We start from the raw sequence: 23641 nt of genomic DNA on the forward strand, positions 1-23641 counted from the left end.
CCAATAATGGGCGCTTGAGTGATAAACAACGATGTTAGAACGACGAGTAATACAAATTCGTCATCGCCACTACGAGCCCTTCCACATCTTGTTCGTCATGGAACAAATGCGTAGAGATACGCAGCGCGTAAGTATCAAAGTCATCATCCTTATGCAGCTTAAAGCTAGTCGTACGGATGATGTAACCATACTCTTCACGTAAACGATCTCGGAATTCCGTCAGTATCTCTTCATTAGTTACATCGGAGAACGGATTAACCGTCGTTAAGCCACTGGTTAAGCCTTCCACGTTTGGTGAATACATTTTGGCTTGTGGTAAGTACTCTTGAAGCAAGGTTTTACATAAACTACCAAGGCTTACAACTCGCTCTTCGATACGGTCTCGACCAATCTCATCCCACATTTTGCAACTATCAACTAGTGCTTGTTTCGCAGGATAGTTATCGTTACCAATGTATTGCATTTGCAGCTGTTTACCCAGGTAATCAGCATGAGAAAGTGAGGAGTTGATCAACCATAACGGGTTCTCTCGGTCACTCCAATACTCATTCAAACGGTTACCATTATCACGAACATACAGAATACCTGTCGCGCCCGGACCACACTGCCACTTATGACCAGATCCTGCATAGAAATCACAATCCATATCGTGGAAATCAAGGTCAAACATACCGACCGTATGCGCGCCATCAACAAGAGTAGGCACACCATACTCTTTTGCTAAAGCACAAATGGCTTTTGCTGGTAGCGCGGTTCCTGTTTTGTATGTGATATGAGAGAAAACAATTAGGCGAACGTTTTGATTCGCATCAAGCGCGTCTCGGAACGCTTGAATGTAATCTTGCTCAGAAACGTTTTCAGTACCAGTAAATACTGGTAGTTGAATTTCTACCACATCCACACCAAAACGATGTTTCGCTACGTTCATAGGTGATGTTGCAGCAATATGTTCATGGTGTGTCGTTAGAATCACATCACCTGGTTCAAAGTGTAAGCCATTAATGATCGAGCATAAGCCATCAGTAGTGTTGCGGCTGAGAATGATCTCTTCTGGGTTAGCACCAAAACCTGGTGCGACGTCTTTAACCATCTCTGAAACATAAGGCCAAGAGCCAAATTTGCCTTTCATGTCCCAAGGATATTTAGCCACCAGCTTGTTGTTATGCTCGTAATCTTCAAGAACATGTTTTGGCATTGAACCTGTTGTACCAATGTTCATGTAAGTGGTTCGTTTGTCCAAAACGAACTGTCTTCGCACTTTACGCCAGAAGCGCTTATCGTGTTTTCTACCTAGCCCGCGGCTGCTCCAATCAATTTTCTGTTCTCGTGCTTGAGCTACGCCTGAGAAAGCGGAAGCACTCACACCAGCAACAACAGCTCCTGTTGCGCCTTTCAGAAAATTACGGCGGCTGCTATTAGTCTGAATAGATTCCTTGTCTTTCATCTTTTTCAATCCTTGTCGGAAATTAGCCATATTATTAATTTTAAGTGCGTAACTATCTGTTACTAAAACATTATTACCCATTACAATCAGAGTTTAATTTTTTCCTCTGCCATTAAGTGACTTTAGTTCCAATTTTTTATCTTATTTGATGATATAAGCAACAGTTTGACCACAAATCTATAAACAACAATGTTCACATTAATATATTCGTTAATTTGATTATTCTTTATTGCGGACAATTCCACCAAATTCTTTATAAAACAATTATGAGCTTTGTTATAAAGTCATTAAAAATTTAACTTTGCGTTAATTTAAAAATATTCAGGCTATTTTAAGATTGGCGTCTATTCTTTTTATATCTTAACGATCTCAACATGTTAAGACTAAATAAAAGAAAGCTGATTTCGGATCGAGATATCAGTTTAAGACCATAAAGTGATACACATCACTCTATGACATAAACTCACCGCTCAACATACATAAGTAAAACAGGTTTTCACTAATATGTGCTTGAGCGTACACCCTAAAAGAAGGAGGTCCCATGTTAAAAGGATTGCTATGCATTTCAGTTGCATCCGCTCTTGTCGCCGCCCCTAACGTGCTAGCAAAAACGGTAGAAATGACTGCTCTCAACACCAATGAGAGTGCGGGTACCATTGAGATTTCACAAAGTGATTATGGCGTTGTTTTTACGCCTCAATTATCAGGTTTGTCAGCAGGTGTGCACGGTTTCCATGTTCACACTAATCCATCTTGCGATAGCATAGAAAAGGATGACAAAACCGTATTAGGCGGCGCAGCAGGTGGCCATTATGATCCTAACAACACAGGGAAGCATGGCTATCCTTGGACCGATGACAATCATTTAGGCGACTTGCCTCCACTCTATGTGGACATGGACGGCAATGCCAATCAGCCCGTTGTCGCGCCTCGCCTAAAATTATCGGATTTAAAAGGTCGAGCGTTAATGATCCATGCAGGTGGTGACAATCACTCCGATCACCCAAGTAAGCTAGGTGGTGGCGGCGCTCGCGTCGTATGTGGTGTTATTGAATAAACATTAACTTATGTCTCACACTTCTCTTTAGATTGCGAGAAGTGTGAACTTCTGTTGATACTGAGAGGATGTTGCATTGGTCTCAAGGTAGCTGTGGTGAAGCATTAAGATCGATTGGACAATCTTCGTCCCGATCCCCAAAGAACCGCCCTCCGCTTCTTCCTCGATGTGATTGACGAAGGTAAAGTGGATACGCGACTTATCTTCACTCAAATGCGCTTGGCAATGCACTTCCGAGCCGATTGGGCTGTGGCGCAATGCATTTTCAAGCAGGTTCAACACCAACCGCTCTAAGAGTCCTTTATCACCCACGGTTTGGATCTTGCTGTCGATATCCACTTTCAACACCACTTCTTTACGAGAAAACTGGCTCTGCATCGTTTCTGCACATTCTGCCATCAACGCGCCAAGATCTACGGGGCGGTACTCGTAGTTTGGCATTGGGGCTTCTTTTCGTGCGGCGTCTAATAGAGAATGCAATTGAGTTGAGAGCTTCTCACAATTTCGGAAAGCGACGTCAATCAAAGGATCGGATTCCGGATGTTGCAAACGCCACGTTTCCAAATAGCCAAGCACACTCGATAACGGCGTTTTTAAATCATGACTAAGCTGCAACAAGCTTTGACGACGATGAGACGATTGATACTCCAACTGTAAAAACTGCTGCTGAATGTGCTTCGCCATCATCTGATAAGAGTGCGCAATCGGCACAAGCTCTGGCACTTGGTGAGTAAAATCAGGTTGCAGGCGGAAATCATGTTCAGCTTGCTGTTGAAGTTGCTTGGTCACACGCTCAATCGGATTCAATAGGCTACGTTTGACCAGCACATAAGCCCCAAGGGCAAAGCCTAAAATGGACACTAAGACCAATCCTGCCAGCGCGATGTAAGGGGTATCGACTTGAGCATTGGCAATGGCGTCATGTCGGGTACTGCCAATCACCACGTAGAGATAACCGACCGTAGAGCCTAATTCCTCTATCGCCGCGACAGAAAAGACTTTGTGCTCACCACGATTACGTGGGTCTTCACCCAAAATAGGAAAAGGCTGGTCATTTAAGAATTGCTTAATGGGATTGAGATCCACCTTCCCCATGATCTCCGCCCCTTCCGGCGCTGCGTGAGTGGTAATGTTGCCTTGGCTATCGAGGAAGTAGATTTCAAAATCAGGGCCGATCAGCATGAGCGTATGAAAGATCGACTTAAGCGCTTTGGGGTTGTAATCCGTCCCGATCATCAGCGGATTATCATCACGCATGTGGCTAGCTAGCTCTTTATGCAGGCTTTGCTTAGTGCGTAACTCAATGGTTTCTTTTTGCCAATTGTAAGTCAGTGCAATCACCACCGCCGCGAGGCAGAACCACAAGCTAGTAAATACTACCAAGCGAGATTTGAAGCTCATCCTATCGCCTCCTTAAACAGCGGTGTTTTTGCAACACCCGTGATGATTGAAAAATGACGGTGAAAACAACTGCCGACTTACTGTCTTGGCTTGATGTTTTGACTTACTTTCTTGCATTAGTGTCTTGGTTGAAACTTATATCCAACACCCCACACGGTTTGAATGAAGTGATGATCAGAATCAGACAACGACAGCTTGCTGCGTAAACGGTTAATGGTGCTACACACCGTATGGTGATAACCAGAATGACTGGTGTTCCAAACGTGATCGAGCAATTCATCTTTACTGTAGACTCTGCCCGGACGAGTCGCGAGAAACTGCAGCAAAGTAAACTCTGTCGCGGTAAGAGTAACATCCTTGTCGTTTAGGGATACTTGGTGTAACTCCGGAATGATTCTCAGCGGGCCAAAATCCATCGCATCGTCGAGGACCTCATTTGCCACCTTTGCTTCTGCGGTTTGGCTGACTCTGCGTAGCACGTTTCGCACTCGTGCTTGGAATTCTAATACGCTAAATGGCTTAGTGATGTAGTCATCAACGCCCGCTTCTAAACCGTCAACCTTGTCCATTTCACCGTCTCTGGCTGTCAGCATGAGCACTGGACTCCAATCTTGTTGCTGACGCAAATAATGACAGATGTCTAGACCATCACCATCTGGTAAACCTCGGTCAAGGATCAATAAATCAAAGGGTTGTTGCTGGTATTGCGTTTTAGCATCGGCGACATTTGTGGCCCGCGACACTTGGTGTCCTTGAAACTTGAGATGCATCTGAACCAGTTCTGCCAAATCATCGTCATCTTCCACCAACAAGATATTCGCGACTAAATTGATTGCCTGTTGTTCCATGGTCCTTTCCTTGCCTTCGAGTATCCTCACTTTGCACATGACCGGAACAAATTAGAAATTCTTTCAAAAAAGGTTCCGATGACGCCATGAGGGATAAAGCGCTCGGTTACAAGCGCTTTGGAAAGGAGACGTCATCGGAGCCTGTGTTACTCGACTCGAGTGATGGTGACTTTCGCACCTGGGTTAAGGAAACGATGGTTCGCAGAAAGTGCTGAGTTTGCTAATCCGTCATCTTGGCTAACAACACCCGCATGGAATGCAACAACGTCATTGCTGTCATTACGAGCGGCATTGAAGCCCTCACCGCCACCTGCTGGGCCCGGAATGGTTGCGGCAAGTTCATCGTTTAGCTCTGTACCGGAATCCCAAACGTTCATGCTCATTTCATAGCTTTCACCCACTGCGAGCGATTTGAGCGATAACCCCGTTTCGCCAACAAAGGCATCATTGGTATTCACAAACATAGACGCCACAGACAAATAACCGTAACGACTAGGGTCAACCGTGATAGTGACTTCGTCCGATGCCCCCGGCAACACCAATCCATTGCCCGAAATACCTTGGTAAACACTGTCATTGCTGTTCATCAACTCAATCAGCTCAGCGTTACTACCGCCTTCGGCAAGGTGCTCAAGTTCAACAGATGCCGCTTGTCCAATTTCAAACAGTTGGTAGTCACCATTGTGAGTGAGTACCGCGAGCGGAGACATAGGTTGATTCGCAGTCAAGTTCGCCACGTTGACGGTGTAGCGGTACGATTTCACTACGTCATTATCATCATCGCTTGGACAACCGGCGAGCAAGCCGACTGAAGCTGCTACTAGTAAGATTCTGTATTTCATACATCCCCCTTACTTCACAACGATTGTGATGGTTGCGACTGGGTTTAACCAACGATGGCTGCTGCTGTCTAGGTCACTGATGCCGCCGGTTGGATCGCTATCACCAAGGTTACCCGGATGCACGTGAACTTTGTCGTTAGTTACCGTTGCTTCAACGCCTGTGCCGCCAGTACCAAAGGTAATGAAAGGTGGGTTTGGCATGCTAGACGCAAGTTCATCGTTCGCTTCTGTACCGGCATCGTAACTTCTTAGCGTTGCTCGGTATGTACCCGCTTCCGTTGGAATCTTCCAGCTATCTAGACCGACAAAACCGTCATTGGTTGGCAGCAGCATCGCACTCAAAGAAAGATAACCGTGGTCGCCACTGTCCAAGGTGAAGGTGGTTGCAACACCCGGATTCAAAATGCCACCAGCAGGGTTCTCAACCACCGCACCACCAGCGTTACCAATCACACTAGCAAGCCCAGAGATATCACCGCCTTCTGCCATTGCTTCTAGTTCTGGCGTTGCTGCTTGACCCGTTCTAAACATTTGAAGATCAGAGCCATGTGCAGCAACAATAAGTGGCGTAAAGTAGATGCCTTTGGTTGCGTTTGTCACGGTGATTTCCAATTCCGCCGCATTCACTGATGCAGAGCCTAGTGCCATAGCGACTGAAGTCATGACGAGTCCGAGTTGGGTACGTTTTTTCATTGTGATTCCATCCTTTAATGAGGGTTGAACTACCCAAGCCCATGTATACGGCTTTACTTCTTTGTTCGTGACTTGAGTAGGTTAAGCATTACGTTTCGAACGTTTTGCGTTCTTGCCTCTAAGAATGACGAGCAAATCTATCAGCAACTTCATCGAATTCTCATAAAATTCTCACAAGTTCTGTTCGAATTCTGTCAGCGGCACTTTTTTACTCTTAATCAGGTATTTACACTTCGCGCTTTCCCCTCCTACAATGCGGTATTCTCTGTTTAAATCACGATTCTCACCATGATTCATAACGTTCTGTCTGCCTACTATGGCGAAATCTACGGCATCGCTTTTTTCAACCACTACTTGAGCCATTACGCCCAAAGTGAACAACAAACACTGTGGCAAACCTTGATTGAAGTGGAAGAACTCACCGCAGAAAAGCTCAAACCTGTACTGCTTACAAATGGGATGGATATAGAGAGTCGATACCAAGAGATGCTGGACAAAGGCTTGGCAGATGCAACCAAGTGGATTGGTTTACCATGGCAAGAGTTGGTGGCGACTCTTCTGAAGTGGGTAGAACCTTATGAGGTTAAGTATCGAGAGTGGCATGAAGAAGTGAACGCTTCACAACAGTATTCAACCGCTGAGCGAGAAGCTATCGAGTTAATTGCAGACCATGAAACGGCCATTTATCACTGTTGGCAGCAATACCATACTGGTGAATCTGGCTTGCCTGCACTCAATGCATTTTTGGCAAAATATCGTTAAAGCGAGACGGTGACACTTGAACCTCGTGAAACCGTACCAGACAATATCGTTATTCCGCTGCGCAGAACTGAACAATTATGGTTAATCCAAAACTCATTGCCCTACTTCCTGATCTTGCTTCGTTTATCTTGGTGGTAAACGAAGGCAGTTTTACCGCTGCTGCTAAACAACTCGGCGTAACGCCATCGGCTTTAAGTAAGTTAATCACACGGTTGGAACAAGCCCTTTCGGTCAAACTGTTTGAGCGCACGACTCGTAAGTTGATCATCACTCAAGCTGGGCAAAAGGTTTACGACCAAAGCATCGCAATGGTGAATGCAGCGCAGCAAGCCGTTGAGCTATCTGCGGAAGATCATGCTGAGCCAACAGGCGCACTCACAGTGGCAGCCCCTGAAGCATTTCTTAATTCGGTGCTTCAACCGTTTGTATTGCCATTCCTAGAACGTTATCCAAATATTCAGCTTAAGCTGCGTGCAGCAGATGGTGAGATCGATCTTTTCCGCCAAGGTATTGATGTCGCCTTTAAGCTCACCGACAAACCCGATGAGAATCTGGTACTCAAAGAGATCAGCAAGACCAATCTTGTTTTGTGCGCCTCTCCAGATTACCTCCGCAAACACGGTATGCCTGAGCATCCCACTGAACTTGAGCAGCACGACTGTATTTACCTTGCCGAGAACGACAAAGACAACACCTGGTCGTTCTTTAAAGAGGAAGCGTTCCATTCGATTGCAGTAAGTGGACGCTACGCCGTCAACCACTCTCAAATGCGCTTGAACGGGGTTAAGTCTGGCTTGGGAATTGGGATCTTCCATGACTTCGTGATCAAAGACGCGTTAGAGCAAGGAGAAGTGGTGGAGGTATTGCCGGATTGGATGATCAAGAGTAACTACCACGGCGCTATCGCGATGCAGTATGCGCAAACCAAATACATGCCTGCTCGTCTGCGCGTGTTTATCGACTTCGTTAAGGAGCATTTAGTCTCCGAGGATACTAACCATGCTTGAGGATACGAGCCATGTTTGAAGAGGCTAACCATGTTTAATGCCATCCATCACGTCGCGATCATTTGCAGCGACTACCCAAGGTCAAAACGCTTTTACACTGAAGTGTTGGGATTGAAAGTCATTGCTGAAAACTATCGTGAAGCCAGAGACTCATACAAGCTTGACCTCGCTTTACCTGACGGCAGCCAAGTTGAACTGTTTAGCTTTCCGGGCGCACCAGAGAGACCGAGCTTCCCTGAAGCACAAGGGCTACGGCATCTCGCTTTTTTGGTTGATGATGTTGAACAGGTGAAAGCCTACCTAGAATCGAATGACGTTGAAGTTGAGCCAATTCGTATTGATGAATTCACAGGCAAAGCCTTTACCTTCTTCCAAGACCCAGATGGCTTGCCGCTGGAGATCTACCAGAAATAAAAAGAGCCAGCACGTCGCTGGCTCTTTTACTATTCCACTCTTTGTCTGTTACTAATTCAACGCCGTTTTCAGCTTCTCGACGCGGTTGAACAACAGCCAATCCAGTGCGAGAACCGTAACAATTGCCAAACCGCCCATCGGGAACGCCAAGCACAGTACGACTAACGTTGCCAAACCAAGCTTCCAAATGCCATCTTGCTGAAACTTAGGTGGTGCCCCTAATGCAGCACTGCGACTTGGTCTACGAATCCACCACATCACCACACCTGTGATTGAGATTAAGATGAACGCCAAACAGAACACCACGTTGAGCACTTTGTTAAACACACTGACATCGCCTTGATGCAATGACACACCTGCCGCCATGAACTTGGCAAACAAACTGTAATCTTGCCACGTGACGTCCACCAACAAGCGACCGGAATATTGGTCAAAGTGGCTGGTGCGATCTTGTCTTGGGTCGGAGATATCGCCACCCATGGAGTTAGCTGCAACGGTGTAAACGCCCGTCTCAGAGCGTGGCAAAAACAGCTTATAGCCAGTGAAGCCCATCATTTCAGCCTTGAGGATGATATCATCAATAGAGAGCGCATCATGGTTGCCTGCGTATGCCATATCTTCCTTCATATTGGCATGATCATGAGCGGGTTTGTCTTTCGATTCAGGCACAGCAGCAAGCTCTAAGTTCCATGGCATCTCTTCTGAAGCGCCATGGTTAAGATCTTTGTGTGTCAGTGTCGACTCTGGTTTCTCACCCCATGTGTAATAGGTTGGGAAGGTATTCCAAGCTTGCACCATTTTCGCGCCCCATATCCCAGCCCAAGACAGACCTGAAATCAAAAAGAACAACAGAACAACTGATAGCACACCGCCTAAATTCGCATGCAGATCTCGCATCAAAATACGAGTTCCACTGCCAAAACGAATTTTCAAAAAGCCAGCACGGCTGGCGTTGTCTCTCGGTAACCAAAGGTACAAACCAGACACCAACAGCAAAATCCCCAGACTTGCGGCGATTTCAATTAAACGGTCGCCTAGGTCGCCGATGAGCAACGTGCCGTGAATGCTGTTCATCAGTTCATAGATGCTATCACCACGATTAATGGTGCCCTGTATGTCTCCTGTGTAAGGATTTACTGCAACAATCAGCGAGCTGCCTTCTTGGTTTTGAATCGAGAATCGGTTGGCAATATCGGCCGTTTTAGCAGGTACAAATTGAGTGACATTAAAATCGGGATACGCCTGCTTTACGGTTTCTAATTGTGCAGAGACAGGAACCATTTGCTCTTGTGGTGAAACTTGCAATGTCGCTTCGTATCGAGCCAGTTCGATCTCATCATCAAACAACATCACCAACCCCGTGAGGGAAAGCATGAGCATAAATGGAATGACGAACAAACCTGCGTAGAAGTGCCATCGCCACGTCATAAAGTAGATGGATTTTGCGCGTGAGGCTTCCTTGAGTTGAGGCTTTGCCGAGTTTCTCAACATGTGTATTTTCCTTTTTTCATTGTTGAACACCCAAATTCAGCCAAACGCATCCTGCACATACGCATTCGTATGCGGCGCTATTTGACTTAGATTTGGGAGTACCACTGCTCGAAGTGGCAGTGTTATGTGACTTTACTTGTAATGGTTTTTGTTATGAGAAAAGGGAAGCGGGTGGCGCTCGAGGAACTGGTGTTTCAAATCGCACACTTAGAGCCAAATAAGCGTAGCTGTCAGAAATCACCAAGCTCAGTCTTGAGAGTATTGGTGTCGTTGGAAGTGTATCGTGATGAAAAGTCGAGAAGTGGCTAAAAGGACATGGCTTACCTTTGTGGCTGACAGAATTGTCGCCCTCTTCTATTTGAACCAACTCAAAACCGTTAAGCGTACATAACGTCGCCCACACGCCCATGCTGTTACCATGAGCATTGATAACAGGCATCAGCGTCACTAGCACCCAACTGAGAGCACTAGCAAATAACATCGAGCGGTAAAAAGGAATTAATCTACGCATAACGGTGACTTAACAAATTTCACACAGCGTAACCAATTCTGAGTGGTAGCTCAAAAACAGGATCAATAAGTGGCTGCTACCTCACAGGTTTTCTTGAATACCTCGATTGACAGGCACAAAAAAGCCCGCCGAAGTGGCAGGCTGATGGTCATTTCTTCAAGTTGGATAAACGGTTAACTAAACAGTTTGCTCCAGATACTTGGGTTGCGTTTGTCGTGGTACTCTTCACGAAGGCTATCGATTTCACGCAGTTGGTCTTTCGCTTCTTCTAACTTGCCTGCATCAAGATCCGCTTCAATCTTATCTAGCGTTACCGTCAGCTTGTTAAAGCCTTCTAGGTAGATATCGAACTTCTCTGGTGGGTAATTACCACGCTTAGATTGTTCAACGATCGCTTGCAAGCTATCAATCGCAGATTTCATGGTTTCAACATCAGACGCTTCTGCCGCCTGTTTGAATTCCATCTTCATCTGCTTCATGTTTTGTTTCAAGTCGACGGCTTCTGCCATTGCGTACGTTGAGCCTAACGCAATTACACACCCCAACACTAAAGGACGTAACATCTTCACTTCTCCATTGAATGCCGAATTCTGAGTCGGCTTTTTAATGCGAGCAGTGTAAAGCAATCCCTTAACACTTGCATAACCAAAAATGTAATCAAGTTTATGCGTTGCGAATCTCGTCATACTCTGCAATTGGCATACGGCCACGCAGCTCTAAGAAGGCTAAGAATTGTTGTGCTGAGTGAGTAATAACCTTGCTGCTGTCGATACCGACTCTATCCATTAACTCACCCACCAAGCTCAGGTTACCCACATCATGGCAGAAGTGCGCATCACTGCCTGTGGTGAAGAAGACACCGAGCTCTTTACCGATTTGGGCAATCTCATGGCAACGGTCTACACTGCCGACACGGCTGTTGCCTTTCAATGTGGTGTTATTGATTTCAATCGCGACATTGTGCTCTTTAGCGCACTTCAGTACAGCTTCAAAATCGAAGTCAAAGTTGGGGTTACCCAAATGGCCTAGCGCGTCAACACGACCATTTTTGATGATGTTCAACAGCGCTTCAGTGTGCGTAGCACTGTCCGCTGGGCGGAACACTGGCTCATGAAAGCTAGCAATCACCCAATCCAAGTTGCGATCAACGCTATCTGGAATATCGATCTCACCCTTGGTGTTCATGATGTTAGATTCAACGCCGCGAATAATGGCAACGCCTTCAAGAAAGCGAGGCAGAATTTTCTGGTTAGAGAAGAACCAGTAATGAGGCGCACCCGGCATTGATTCAGCGTGGTCGGTCGTGCAGAACATATCCAGCCCGTTCTCTTTTGCCGATTTCGCGTTTTCAATCAACGTACTGTATGCGTGACCGCTGGCGTACGTATGCGTGTGGGTATCAACCTTAAATTCCATCATCAACTCTCTTGGTGCGCAAATTGGCGGCTATTGTATACCCACAAGCAACCTGTCGTCAGCCCAAATTGACCCGCAATCTAACCTTACTCTTCGCTGATGAGCTTGATCAACGGCAGTGCCTTTTCCCAACCATGATTGAACATCGACACAAAATCGCTGTGAGTATGAATGGTGATACTCAGCAACAAGCGATCTTCTATCGTCTCGATCTGATAGATCTCACGAGATCCGATCCACTTAGATGCCAAATCCCCATCCAACTGCTGCCGATTATCCGGGTTAAAAATGGCAACATGATGAAACTCGAGTTTTTGTAGCGGCAGCACCGTATCGATGATCGCCCTTGTCCCGCCCATATCTGGATCAAAGAAAGTAATGTCACTTCCCTCTTCCCATGCACCATCAAATTGAGACTGAGGTGAAAAGGCTTGCGCCCAACGTTTATACAACTCAACATCGGTTAGCACTTCCCACACTCGTTGCGGTGTCGCCGAAATTTCGACGTAATAATTTAGCGTAAGCATGATTTCTCTCCTTGAACCTTTCTTGACGCTAGCCCATACTCAGGAAAAATCAAACCACACGACCAATTTATCTACCTGCCCCCTTCATTTTCCGACAGACTAAGAAGTTCTCGCTTGTAAACCGCCACTGCGATGCGCCGTAAAGCGAACCCAACATGTGTTCAGTATGATTGCGAGCACTATTAAACTCATCCCAACAATTTGACTTTGACTCATTCGGTCTTCAAAAAACAGGCTCTGCCAAACCGCAGTGAACAATAAGTTAGTAAAAATGAGTGGTGCAAGTTGAGAGCCACTGCTTGCCAGTTTATATGCTTTGGAGCGAAAAACTTGGGTGTTAATGATCATCAGAGACATCATACCGATCCACAGCGTATTTGAAGAAATCTCAGGCGCCATAACACTCATATTAAGTAACGCGTCGAAGTCATTAAACAAAGTTAGCGGCAACAGAAATACGGCAGCAAAACCAAACGCCCAAAAGTTGATTTCTAGCGGCGACATATTTGTTTTACTCACTTTATATAACGTAAGCTGAGAACCAGAATTGAAGAGTCCACCAGCCAAGCCGAGCAATAAATCCGCTCGCCAAGTAATCTCTCTTCCACCGCCCGCCAACATAACCACACCAGTGAACGCCATTGCTAAAGCCGCCAATGTTGAAACACGAATGCGCCCCCTCATGAACAGCTTTTCAACCAAGGGAATAAATAATGGGCCAGTAGCAAACAACACAACCCCTTCAACGAGCGTTAACGTTTGTAATGACGCGATAAAGCAAAGTTGTGACAAACCGATACAAAGAGCACGCAATAAAATAGGCTTTAGCGTACCCGCTTTAGGAAAGGTAAGGTTTTTCACACGAAGTAAGATAAGCAAGATAAGCGCAGGCACCAAAAAACGTAAGAAGCTAAATAGTGTGACGGAAAGTTCGCCTGACAACTGCTTTGCTAACAGTCCAGTAACAGATAAGCTTAACGTAGACATCAACATGAAAAGGATAGATTTATTTACAGCATTCATTCAATACTCCTTAATATATGGAGCATTTTAAAAGACATCACTTATCGTAAATAGCGAGTAATATTAACCATTGATGTAAGAAAAACTTACAGTTTAACTTATCTATCACCAGCTACGGTTTTTAAATTATGCGGAAACTAGTCCCCTTAAAGTCCATCTACGCATTTGTTGCAGTAGCTGAGTCTGGCAGCATGACAGAAGCAGCACAGATATTAAGTGTGAGCCACTCAGCCGTAAGTCAGGCAATTAAATCGCTGGAGAGTCAAGTCAACAAGCCTCTATTTGATCGCATAGGCAGACAAGTTCAACTCAACGCGGACGGTAAAAAGTATTACAGGAAGGTGGCACCCGCTTTAGAGCAAATTGTCGATGCAACGGAAGCACTCATCCAAGATCAGAACTTGCAACGTGTTACGCTCAATATGGTGAATTCGTTGGCTCTTCACTGGTGGATTCCTCGAATGTCAGATTTACAAGGGTTTGCTCCTCAATTAGACGTTCGTTTATCAAACCTGTCTGGCAGATTCAATTTAGAACAAGAAGGTATCGACGCGGCCTTGGTGCATGGAAATCCCGAAGAATGGCAGGATTACTACTGCGAAAAGCTCAGTGAAGATGAACTGGTTTTGGTGTGCAGTCCTGAATTGATAGCGAAGACAAAGGACTCAAACATCACTCAACTCTTAAAGCAATATCCCATCATTGAAGTTACTAACGAGCGAAGAAAAAATGACTGGAACGTGTGGCAGGACGCGACGGGTATCCAGCGACCTAAAAATAAAAAACCAATCACTTTTAACATGTCGATACAAGCCGTCCAGGCCACAACTCGTCGTTTGGGGTTATTGGTCACTCATCGCTTGTTTGTGAAGGATGACATCAAATATGGTCAGCTAATCGAGCTGGGTGAACCCGTCATTAATCCTCATCAACAGCTTTACTTTGTATGCCCGCCACACAAGCTAAAGCTTGAATCGTTTCATCTGTTGCGATCTTGGCTACAACAATCATTCAACTATTAGAAACTTTTGTTAAGCACATTCACTGAAAAACTAGTATAAAGTTAGAAGAGCACTTTTCATCCAAGGATGGTTTATGAAGCAGTATCAAATATGGCTAAGCGCACTCTGTTTTGCAGTATCTTTGAGTACGACCGCTGAAGTAGAAAATGATAACCGCCTTTCAGAACAAGGGATCTCCACGGCAATTATTGGGGGTCAGCAGGCTACCCAAAACCAACTTCCTTTTTTTGCACGTCTTATTCTACATAAAACTGGCGCTAATCAGTTTGCCAATATTTGTGGGGGAACCATTGTAAACGACCGCTTCATTTTAACTGCGGCTCACTGCGTAGAACCAAGCGTTTTTACTGACGGCTGGACAGTCAACGACCTACGAGTGTTAGTCAAAAACCCTACGATGAATGACGTGTTTGTTGAAGAATTCAAAGATGTTCGCTCTATCACGATTCATCCTGATTATGTGCCTAGCGATTTATGGATTAATGACATCGCTGTCCTTGAATTGACTAGACCTATCACCGATAACGTCCAATCCATCACTTTACCGCAAGACTTTGGAGACTACAGCAGCAAGTCAGTTTATCAGATATTCGGTTTAGGTCAGACCTCAACCAATGATGAAAGCCCCCCTAACTATTTACGCTGGGCAGAAGTAAAACCCCTTACCGACACCCAATGCGCTTCGTTGGTAACAGGGTTTAACGCTCAGGAAAGTTTATGTGCGAATGGATTTCCTGAACGAAGCTACACTGGTATCTGTCGTGGTGACTCAGGCGGTCCTCTCACCTATCAAGACAATAATGGCATGTATCAGCAAATTGGCATTGTGAGCTACGGTTCTTCAGTTTGCGAATCCGCTGCGATTCCAAGTGTGTTTACCGAGATTTTGAACTATGCAACATGGATTGAGACCCAAACCAGCTCAGGTGTAAAAACCAGTTATAACGCCCTCTTAGCAAGTTCGGAAGATTATCATAGCGAAGGGGACTCTGGCTTTGAGCCTGTCGATACCAACACATCTGGCTTTGGTAACAACGGCAGCAGTGGCGGCGGTGCTCTCGGATCAGGGTTGATCATGCTTGGAGGCTGGTTTGGTTGGCTAAGACACCGCAGAAATTATTCGCGCTCCTAGTAGCGTCAACAAGACATCATAATATCTTACGCTTAACGCGAGAGTTAATGATGTCTTCAATCATCTTTTGCTCTTTTTTCGCTTTTTCATAGTTCTGCTTAGTACGCCAACGATCAAGCACTTTTTCTAACCCTTGAACGCGTGCGTGCTTGTGTTCTAGCGTTTTCTGTACAGATGCACATTCCGCTTGCATAACGGCTTGCTCTTGCTCGTGGTGACGAAGCATTCTTTGTAGCATTTGGTCAACACGATTAAAGTTCATCAAAGCCGCGCTCGTCAGCGTCGGGCCGGTTCGGGTTGATTGTCCAGCGTGGCCTTTCAACGCCGACAACTGTTCCAATTGCATTGAAAGATGGGAGTGACGCTGACGCATGGCATCAAGTTGTTGACCCACACGGTCACGCTGTTTTTCTTCCATTTGCTGTAACTTGCCTACGGCTTTTAACTTGGATTTCATTTCAGCCTTGTCACTCCCATTTGATTAAGCACTTTGAAAAAGCTGCGCGAGCTCGGTCAAACTGGTTGGGTAATCTACAGACTCGTTGGCAGCTTGTTGTAGATATGCACGCAAATTTGGATACATAGCAACAGATTGATCTAACTCAGGATCTTGTCCTGGTTGATAACCCCCTAATGGCAGTAACTCTTTAACCTGAAGGTAGTTGGAGTACATTTGACGGAAGTTATTCGCAATCGTGCTGTGTGCGTCCTGCGTACAAGTATTCATACAACGGCTAATAGACGCGTTGATATCTATCGCGGGATAATGCCCTTGCTCAGCCAGTTGACGCGATAAAACGACATGCCCATCTAAGATGGCGCGCGCGGAATCCACGACAGGATCTTGTTGGTCGTCCCCTTCTGCCAATACGGTGTAAATTGCCGTTAAGCTACCATGTTGATTTTCACTGTTACCCGCTCGCTCTAAGAGTTGAGGTAACACGCTGAAGACTGAGGGCGGATAACCACGAGAAGCTGGAGGCTCACCGAGCGAAAGAGCGATTTCGCGCTGTGCCATGGCGTATCGGGTTAGAGAGTCCATCAGAAGTAGAACGTCTTTGCCTTGGTCTCGGAAATACTCTGAAACGCGATGACAAAGTAATGTCGCTCTTAACCTCATTAGCGGGGATTCATCAGCAGGAGCCGCGATAATGATCGCTTTCTTGCGCGCTTCTGGGGTTAAGTTTCTCTCGATGAACTCACGTACTTCTCTGCCTCGCTCACCGATAAGCCCGACCACAATTACATCGGCCTCCGTGTTTTTGGTGATCATCCCCATTAACACACTTTTACCGACGCCACTGCCAGCCATCAAACCAATACGTTGGCCTTTGCCTACCGTCAATAGTCCATTAATCGCTCGCACGCCTACGTTGAGTGGTGTATCAACTGGGCGTCGCTTCAGTGGGTTAATCGGTTTTGGTTCAAGTGAAACTCGATCTCCCCCCTTAAGCGGTGCCCCATCATCTAACGGCTCACCTAAACCATTCAGTACGCGTCCTAACCACTGAGAGCTTAGCTGCACGGTACTGTCACCATCAAGAGGGATGACTTTTGCACCTGCAAACAAACCGCCTAAACGGCGGATAGGCATGAGGTAAGCAATGGTGTGTTCAAAGCCCACAACTTGCGCTTCGATCATATCGCCTTCCGCGGTTTCTACGAGACAACGCTGCTCAAGCTTAAACCGACACCCTACGGCTTGTAACATTAAGCCGTTTACTTTTATCAATCGCCCTGTTACGCGAGCAACAGGGATTGAATCGAGCGAAGCCAAGGCTTCGCTCAAACGCTCACTTAATAGTTCATGGCTTAGGGTATTACTCATGCTCAGACTCTACCTGTGGAATACTGACTTCATCCAAAAGGTGTTGCTTTACATTGTCCATACAGGCTTCCAAGCGAGAGTCGCAGCTCGCATCCGCTTCTGCGTCATCAGTCACTAACTGACAGCCACCAATAGGAAGCTCCGTATTAGGGACCAGTTTCCAAGATTGCGGCAAATCAGCATTGATGTGAGTAATGCGCTCTAAATCTTGCGGATTTAAATGCACAGTTACTGTTTCCGCTTTACCAGGCATGGCAGACAATGTCTCGTCCACCAAAGCTAGGATCTGCTGAGGCATTAGAGTGAGCTCGGCACGAATCACTTGCTGAGCAACCTTTTGTACCAGTTCACAAATCATATGGCGTTGTTGCTGTTCTTTTTCATCTTGCCAACGAGAAAGGGCGTGAAAAAGTTCATTGACAGGCTTCGCCGCCTCCAAAAAGCCTTGCTTTCCAGACTGCTCACCGGAAACAAAGCCTTTTTGGAAACCTTCTTTTTGGCCTTCCAACAGACCTTGTTGCTTGCCCTGTTCGATACCTTGGCGTAAGCCTTCCTCATGTCCTTGTTGCAAACCTTGTTGAAAACCTTCTTCAAGTTGCTGTTGGATATCTATTTGAGGTTCTTGCCAGCCTTGGTTATCTAGCCCGAATTCGTCTTCGATAGTCTTAGGTTGCGCTAAAGGCGGAAAACGGTGTAAACGATACCCGCTCGGAGGCAATCGCATAGTACTTGATTTTGTCTCTAGCATGACCTTACTCCACCGTTGGCTCTTCATAGAGAAGCAGCTGAACTTCACCAGATTCATCCAACTCACGTACCATTTGCATGATGTCTTGACGTGCTTTTTGAACTCGACTTAACGCAACAGCGCCGCGTGCGTCCATGTCATCTTCTAGCGCTTTCACCATACGTTGCGGCATTGAACGCTTAATAGCTTGTTGTAAGGTAATATCGGAACCTTTTAGCGCAACAGCCCACAACTCTAGCGGGATTTGCTGCACCAACATGTCCATAGTTTCTTCGCGTTGTCGGCCAAGAACCATAAAGTCGAACATGTTTTCTTCAATTGCATTAACAACATCTTCATCATGCAACTTCAGCATTTCCATCAATGAACCACGGTCACCTTCAAAGCGGTTAATGATATCTGCTGCTTGCTTAACACCTGATAACGGCGTGCTTTGACTTGCGGATACTTTTTCGATGCAACGCTCAACGAGTTCATGCAAATCAACGGCAACTTGATGATCGATATCTTGCAATTGAGCAATACGGAACAATATTTCGTCATGGTAATCTTGTGGCAAGTGCTTCAATACCGCTGAAGAGCTGTCCGCTGGCAAATACGCTAGAAAAATTGCTTGCATTTGTGGGTGCTCATTCACAATGAAACGAGCGAGAGTTTCTGCTTCCACCCACTGTAAGCGCTGCATATTGTTGCGAATTTCATCGCCATATAAGGTATTTAATAACCCTTTTGCCAAATCGTTACCCAACGCTTTGCGCAATGTATTAGATAGGTATTCCTTAGAGGCTCCTCGAATACCGCTGTGCTCACGGAAATCTTCAAAGAAAGTTTGAATAACACCACGAGCAGAATCGCTCTTAATGCCATTTAACTTCGCCATTGCACGAGTCACACGCTGGGTTTCATCACGGCTAAAGTGTTGCAAAACCTTCGCTGCGGCATCCTCGCCCATGCCTAATAGCACGAGCGCGGTTTGTTCAACATAACTAAGCGTCTGCTTTGATAGAACTGTGTTCATTGATGTTTACCCATTGTTTCAGTATTTCGGCTACGCGCTCTGGCTCTTCATTAGCAATAAGCTGTAGGTGTTTCAATTGAATTTCTAATGGCGAACCTGCTGGTGGTAGCATGTCGCTGTTTACATCTAAACCTGAAGAGGCTGAGATGCCTTTTTCAGATAGGCGGCGATCAAGTACTTCTTCATGCTCGCGCTCTTCACGCGTTTGCAAGTTTTCGTAGTCAGGTTCTTCCTGAGGCTCAGCAAAATTTAGCTCAGGCACAGGTTTATCAACGCCAGTTAGGTGCATGATTAATGGACGCAGTACGAAGAAGATCATCGCCAAGCCTAACAAGCCACCAATAACGTAGCGTATTGGCTGCTGTACTGTAGGGTCTTGCCACCACGGCAGTGCAGGAGGAGCATCAATTTCAATTGGGGTGAAGTTGAAACTCATTAAACTTAAGCTGTCACCACGTGTGGCAGAGATACCAACAGCATCCATGATCATGTTTGAGATTTGCTCTTTATCGGCTTCACTCCACGCCACACCATCTGGCGAAGCTTTGGAGTTCAACAGAACCGATACACTAAGCTTTTCTATTTGGCCTTGTTGGTATTGAGTACGACGAACACTGCTCCCTACAGCATATTGACGATTCACTTCAGATCGCGCATTCGTGTTTTGGCTATCGTTCGTTTCCACTTCACCAGATCCTGTCACTGGCGGTTGGTTACTTAGAGAACCAGGAACACCCAACGCAATTTGATCAACCGAGTTGTTATGAATGGTGTGCTCATTACGCACAACCGGTGCGTTATCCAAAATTTCTTGTGTTTCTTCAACTTGGCTAAAGTCCAGATCGGCAGCGACTTGTACTCGGAAGTTACTCGGCCCCACAATCGGCGTAAGCATATCTGCTGCGCGTTGGATGATCTGTTTTTCAACACTCTTCTGGTATTCAAGATATTTCGCATTTACTTTACCAGCTTCCGCAGAAGCGACATCCGCACTAAGAAGACGGCCATACTGGTCAATGACAGAAACAAATTCTGGCTTCATTGCCGTGACACTGCCGACCACTAGGTTAATGATCGCTTCAACTTGTTCGGGCTTTAAGTCTTCACCAGGTTTGAGCTCAAGCATGACAGATGCTGAAGGATTCTCACTGTTTTGGCGGACGAATAGAGTTTGACGAGGTATTGCTAAATGAACACGCGCGTTCGCTACTGAGTTCAAAGACATGATAGTACGTACTAACTCACCTTCTAAACCATGACGATAACGCGCCGTTTCCATAAATTGGCTCGTACCAAGAGAGCTATCTTCCTTGAGCGAATCCAAACCTGTCGGCAGCTTAGCTTTAACACCTTTTGATGCAAGCAACATGCGTACCTTCGCAACCTCACCTTCTGGTACAAGAACTTGTCCATTTTGCTCTTGCATGCGGTAGCTTACGCCTTCGCTTTCTAATACCGACACAATTTCGCCGATATCAAAACGCTCTTGCTGGCTATATAGCGGACGAAAGCTCTGCGAGGAACTCCATAGTGCAACCACAATAATCGCTGCAACAATCGCAGCTAACACCGCAGATAGCACTAAGTTTCTCTGACTGCTAGACCAGATTTGCTTCAGCTTCGTTGTCACATCGTCCATGCCGTTGGCAGTAGAAAATGTCTGTGCTGTGCCGGTAGCCATAGCTGTGTTTCCGGCGACTTGGGGGGTTAGTTCTGACATGAATTACACCGGCATCTTCATAATATCTTCAAATGAGGTCACGACTTTGTTGCGCACTTGCATCAAAGCATTAAAGGACAAGCTGGCTTTTTGGCTCGCGACCATTGCACCAACTAGGTCATCACTTTTTCCTGTTTCTACGGCCGTCATTTTTTGACTAGCCACTGATTGATGTTGATTCACTGTATCCAACACATTTGTCATCGCTTGTGAGAACGATAAAGGTGCGTTTAGTGATTGTTGATCTAAAGGATTTGCACTCACGATAAACTCTGGCGGCTGCACTTGTGCCTGCATCGCCTGCATTTTTGACAACATAAGTTGCTCTGCCGAGACCGCATGAGTAGGTTGACTTGCCATCTATTTTTTCTCCTATTAGGCAGCCGAGCCTAGTGCCGACTGTAAATCAATACCATGTTCTCGCATTGCTGCGAGCTTGTAGCGTAGCGCTCGAGTAGAGACTCCAAGCGCGTTTGCGGTTTTCGTTCGGTTTCCACCAAACTGACGTAACTTTTCCAAAATAAACTGATATTCAGCTTGCTTCTTCGCTTCTACATGACCAAAACTTGAAGTTGGCTCTGCTGTAGGAACTGACGCAACAAGCTCAATAGGCAGCATCAGGTCATGGGCTGTAATGTAATCACCATGACGCATGACCAAAGCGCGTTGAATGACATTTTCCAACTCACGAATATTGCCCGGCCAGTGATACTGACTCAGCGCACTAATCGCATCTTGGGATAGGTGACAGCGGCTGCTATCTTGATACTTTTCAATAAAGAATTGGCTAATCGGTAGAATGTCCTCTTTTCTTTCACGCAAAGGCGGCCAGTGCAGAGGCAGCACATCTAATCGATAATAAAGATCTTCACGGAACGTGCCTTTTTGAACTTCCTCACGTAAGTCTTTGTTGGTTGCCGCAATAACACGAATATCGAGCTGAACGGCTTTATGGCTACCAACACGTTCTACTTCACGCTCTTGAAGGACGCGTAACAATTTCGCTTGAACCGCAGGTGACATTTCACCAATCTCGTCAAGCAGAATCGTCCCGCCATTTGCTTCTTCAAACTTACCGCTTTGAGAATTTGTCGCTCCGGTGAACGCGCCTTTTACATGACCGAATAGCACAGCCTCTAACATTGACTCTGGAATGGCGGCACAGTTAACCGCCACAAATGGACCATTGATACGCGGAGAGTGCTCATGCACATATCGCGCCAGCACTTCTTTACCCGTTCCCGATTCACCTGTAATAAGCACACTCGCGTTAGTACATGCTGCACGATGCGCCAATTGCAGAACTTGTTTGCTTCTCCAAGACTCCGCAACAATGTTGGCCATTGGCTTACCTAACGCTTCAACACGTTTAAGCAGATTAACCAACTGATTAGATTCAAATGGGCGTAATAGATAATCAGTAGCGCCCGCTTTCATCGTCTCAGCAGCCAAGATGCCTTGTTCTTGGTCGACAATCGCAATAACAACACCCGAATTTCGCTGCTTTTGGTGACACGCGACAAACTCACGAACACACATATCCGGCAGCGTAGAGCTCACTAAAGTGATTTCTGCTCGCTCTTCAAGCAAAGCGCCTCGACCAGTACGAGTGTGTTTCGCGGTGTAACCTGCATTTTGCAACACATCCAATACTGGTTGAGCAAGAGCTTCATTTGGCTCAACCAACAAAATTTTCGTTTTCGTCATCATTGAACCTTAACTTTCGTTTGTTGATTTTGTGATTGTAGATCTGGGTAGTGTTTCGCAGCCGTATACTCGTTGTCCCTCACTAAACGCAGGGTGACACGTCGGTTTTTTGCTTGGCCATTAACCGAGTTATTGCTGGCAATTGGGTAACGTGAACCATGAGCTCGTGTTTCGATCATCGACTCGTCGACCCCAAGCTCAATCAAAGCATTGGTGACTTGCTCTGCTCGAGTACGTGACACAGAAAGGTTCGTTAAACTTGAACCAACGTTATCGGTGTGACCGTCGATGAGGATTTTGGTCACTCGATCATCCACAGATACATAGCTATACAGCGCTTCTAGTGTTGCTTTCTGTCCACGACTTAACGTCTTCTGACCAAACTCAAATGATAGCGCCATATCCCTTGCCTCTGAAAAAGACAATTTAGGCAATCGCGCGCGACACGCATTAAATGATTTCAATGCGTTTTGAATTTGAAGAGTAGGAATCACAATCTCTGAAACAGAGGAAGCATTACTTCCTTTAAGTGACAGCGTCACCCAACTGCCCGAAGCAATTGAATCCATGAATTCTTCAGCGCCTTTATTAAAGATGAAACGCTGAGACGGCTTAGTAAATTCAAGGGAACCAAATTCTTTTCTATAAAGCTCATCACTCCAAGGAGCATTTTGAGCTGTTAAAGCAATCGTTTTCCATTTATTGTTTTCATATTCTATATCGGAAATAAAATAGAATTTATTATTAGGTTCCGCTAGGAAATAAAACTTCCCATAGTCATTATTTGATTGCAACAAGTTGCATTTGAATTTATTTCCCTCATATGTCCATTTAGAGAGGTCCATAGGGATTGTTAAGACTTCTTCTGAATATGACACTTTTGAAAAAATAAAACTGATAACAATAATTGTGTTACAAATTATCAAACGGACATGATTCATGTATATCTTACATTCCCATGACTTAAACCGTTTAATTAAATATGCCACCAAGCCGAGAGAACTGGCATAGCTAATCATTTTAATTACCT

The 23641-nt window shown here is 45.7% G+C and carries 25 protein-coding genes; 6 read left to right on the forward strand and 19 right to left on the reverse strand.

Annotated elements, in window-relative coordinates:
• Nucleotides 1-34: 34 nt before the first annotated feature.
• The gene (locus tag R7R24_RS04315; protein ID WP_005375092.1) at nt 35-1444 is read right to left on the reverse strand and encodes an aminotransferase class V-fold PLP-dependent enzyme; all 1410 of its coding nucleotides are present in this window, start codon (nt 1442-1444) and stop codon (nt 35-37) included.
• Nucleotides 1445-1985: 541 nt separating this feature from the next.
• On the opposite strand from R7R24_RS04315, the gene R7R24_RS04320 reads away from it, so the two are divergent.
• Entirely contained in the window at nt 1986-2501 is a 516-nt protein-coding gene (locus tag R7R24_RS04320; RefSeq protein ID WP_104976434.1) for a superoxide dismutase family protein, read from the forward strand.
• A 27-nt stretch (nt 2502-2528) separates the two neighbouring features.
• On the opposite strand, the gene R7R24_RS04325 is transcribed toward R7R24_RS04320, so the two are convergent.
• From R7R24_RS04325 to R7R24_RS04340, 4 genes are all read right to left on the reverse strand, one after another.
• The gene (locus R7R24_RS04325; RefSeq protein WP_206946669.1) at nt 2529-3902 is read right to left on the reverse strand and encodes a sensor histidine kinase; all 1374 of its coding nucleotides are present in this window, start codon (nt 3900-3902) and stop codon (nt 2529-2531) included.
• Nucleotides 3903-4018: 116 nt separating this feature from the next.
• On the reverse strand, nt 4019-4750 hold the full coding sequence (locus R7R24_RS04330; RefSeq protein ID WP_041053947.1) for a response regulator transcription factor: 732 nt from the start codon (nt 4748-4750) through the stop codon (nt 4019-4021).
• A 146-nt stretch (nt 4751-4896) separates the two neighbouring features.
• Nucleotides 4897-5592, reverse strand: a complete 696-nt coding sequence (locus R7R24_RS04335; RefSeq protein ID WP_005383999.1) for a spondin domain-containing protein — start codon at nt 5590-5592, stop codon at nt 4897-4899.
• A gap of 9 nt (nt 5593-5601) precedes the next feature.
• A complete protein-coding gene (locus R7R24_RS04340; protein WP_005384002.1) occupies nt 5602-6285 on the reverse strand; it encodes a spondin domain-containing protein in 684 nt (227 codons plus the stop codon).
• A gap of 288 nt (nt 6286-6573) precedes the next feature.
• Here R7R24_RS04340 and R7R24_RS04345 point away from each other — a divergent pair, with 288 nt between their 5' ends.
• From R7R24_RS04345 to R7R24_RS04355, 3 genes are all read left to right on the forward strand, one after another.
• Entirely contained in the window at nt 6574-7047 is a 474-nt protein-coding gene (locus R7R24_RS04345) for a hypothetical protein (RefSeq protein ID WP_206946671.1), read from the forward strand.
• A 77-nt stretch (nt 7048-7124) separates the two neighbouring features.
• Complete coding sequence (locus R7R24_RS04350) at nt 7125-8054, forward strand: LysR family transcriptional regulator (protein WP_206946673.1); 930 nt, start codon at nt 7125-7127, stop codon at nt 8052-8054.
• 30 nt (nt 8055-8084) lie between these two features.
• Nucleotides 8085-8468 carry a VOC family protein gene (locus R7R24_RS04355; protein WP_009704980.1) on the forward strand — a complete coding sequence of 128 codons (384 nt, stop codon included), beginning with the start codon at nt 8085-8087 and terminating at the stop codon, nt 8466-8468.
• A 51-nt stretch (nt 8469-8519) separates the two neighbouring features.
• Here the strand turns inward: R7R24_RS04355 and R7R24_RS04360 are convergent, their stop codons facing one another.
• From R7R24_RS04360 to R7R24_RS04385, 6 genes are all read right to left on the reverse strand, one after another.
• Nucleotides 8520-9959 carry a PepSY-associated TM helix domain-containing protein gene (locus R7R24_RS04360; RefSeq protein ID WP_206946675.1) on the reverse strand — a complete coding sequence of 480 codons (1440 nt, stop codon included), beginning with the start codon at nt 9957-9959 and terminating at the stop codon, nt 8520-8522.
• Between the two features lie 151 nt (nt 9960-10110).
• Nucleotides 10111-10470, reverse strand: a complete 360-nt coding sequence (locus R7R24_RS04365; RefSeq protein WP_206946677.1) for a hypothetical protein — start codon at nt 10468-10470, stop codon at nt 10111-10113.
• Between the two features lie 173 nt (nt 10471-10643).
• Complete coding sequence (locus R7R24_RS04370) at nt 10644-11033, reverse strand: cytochrome b562 (RefSeq protein ID WP_005436021.1); 390 nt, start codon at nt 11031-11033, stop codon at nt 10644-10646.
• A gap of 100 nt (nt 11034-11133) precedes the next feature.
• Complete coding sequence (locus R7R24_RS04375) at nt 11134-11886, reverse strand: phosphatase (RefSeq protein ID WP_039987536.1); 753 nt, start codon at nt 11884-11886, stop codon at nt 11134-11136.
• 86 nt (nt 11887-11972) lie between these two features.
• Nucleotides 11973-12413 (reverse strand): SRPBCC family protein, encoded by a 441-nt coding sequence (locus R7R24_RS04380; protein WP_054579357.1) that lies wholly within the window; start codon nt 12411-12413, stop codon nt 11973-11975.
• Nucleotides 12414-12512: 99 nt separating this feature from the next.
• Nucleotides 12513-13436: a DMT family transporter gene (locus R7R24_RS04385; protein ID WP_054579358.1), complete on the reverse strand. Its 924-nt coding sequence runs from the start codon at nt 13434-13436 to the stop codon at nt 12513-12515.
• A 128-nt stretch (nt 13437-13564) separates the two neighbouring features.
• Here R7R24_RS04385 and R7R24_RS04390 point away from each other — a divergent pair, with 128 nt between their 5' ends.
• Both R7R24_RS04390 and R7R24_RS04395 read left to right on the forward strand, forming a co-directional pair.
• Nucleotides 13565-14458: a LysR substrate-binding domain-containing protein gene (locus tag R7R24_RS04390; RefSeq protein WP_053307935.1), complete on the forward strand. Its 894-nt coding sequence runs from the start codon at nt 13565-13567 to the stop codon at nt 14456-14458.
• A gap of 73 nt (nt 14459-14531) precedes the next feature.
• Nucleotides 14532-15590 carry a S1 family peptidase gene (locus R7R24_RS04395; protein WP_054579359.1) on the forward strand — a complete coding sequence of 353 codons (1059 nt, stop codon included), beginning with the start codon at nt 14532-14534 and terminating at the stop codon, nt 15588-15590.
• A gap of 16 nt (nt 15591-15606) precedes the next feature.
• On the opposite strand, the gene fliJ is transcribed toward R7R24_RS04395, so the two are convergent.
• Genes fliJ through R7R24_RS04435 form a run of 8 tightly spaced genes read right to left on the reverse strand, consistent with a single transcriptional unit; the run spans nt 15607 to nt 23630 of the window.
• Entirely contained in the window at nt 15607-16047 is a 441-nt protein-coding gene (gene fliJ / locus R7R24_RS04400) for a flagellar export protein FliJ (protein WP_017820533.1), read from the reverse strand.
• Between the two features lie 24 nt (nt 16048-16071).
• Entirely contained in the window at nt 16072-17418 is a 1347-nt protein-coding gene (gene fliI, locus R7R24_RS04405; RefSeq protein ID WP_005375057.1) for a flagellar protein export ATPase FliI, read from the reverse strand.
• Nucleotides 17411-18166, reverse strand: a complete 756-nt coding sequence (gene fliH, locus R7R24_RS04410; protein ID WP_005375050.1) for a flagellar assembly protein FliH — start codon at nt 18164-18166, stop codon at nt 17411-17413. The genes fliI and fliH overlap by 8 nt, the downstream gene beginning before the upstream one ends.
• 4 nt (nt 18167-18170) lie before the next feature.
• Complete coding sequence (locus R7R24_RS04415; RefSeq protein WP_005375048.1) at nt 18171-19184, reverse strand: flagellar motor switch protein FliG; 1014 nt, start codon at nt 19182-19184, stop codon at nt 18171-18173.
• Nucleotides 19153-20904, reverse strand: a complete 1752-nt coding sequence (gene fliF / locus R7R24_RS04420) for a flagellar basal-body MS-ring/collar protein FliF (protein WP_005384024.1) — start codon at nt 20902-20904, stop codon at nt 19153-19155. The genes R7R24_RS04415 and fliF overlap by 32 nt, the downstream gene beginning before the upstream one ends.
• A gap of 3 nt (nt 20905-20907) precedes the next feature.
• On the reverse strand, nt 20908-21264 hold the full coding sequence (gene fliE, locus R7R24_RS04425; protein WP_005375045.1) for a flagellar hook-basal body complex protein FliE: 357 nt from the start codon (nt 21262-21264) through the stop codon (nt 20908-20910).
• A 15-nt stretch (nt 21265-21279) separates the two neighbouring features.
• Entirely contained in the window at nt 21280-22611 is a 1332-nt protein-coding gene (locus R7R24_RS04430; RefSeq protein WP_031778880.1) for a sigma-54 interaction domain-containing protein, read from the reverse strand.
• The gene (locus R7R24_RS04435; RefSeq protein WP_054579360.1) at nt 22611-23630 is read right to left on the reverse strand and encodes an OmpA family protein; all 1020 of its coding nucleotides are present in this window, start codon (nt 23628-23630) and stop codon (nt 22611-22613) included. Before R7R24_RS04435 ends, R7R24_RS04430 begins: the two co-directional genes overlap by 1 nt.
• Nucleotides 23631-23641 lie beyond the last annotated feature (11 nt).

It is taken from the genome of Vibrio sp. 704 (assembly GCF_033339295.1).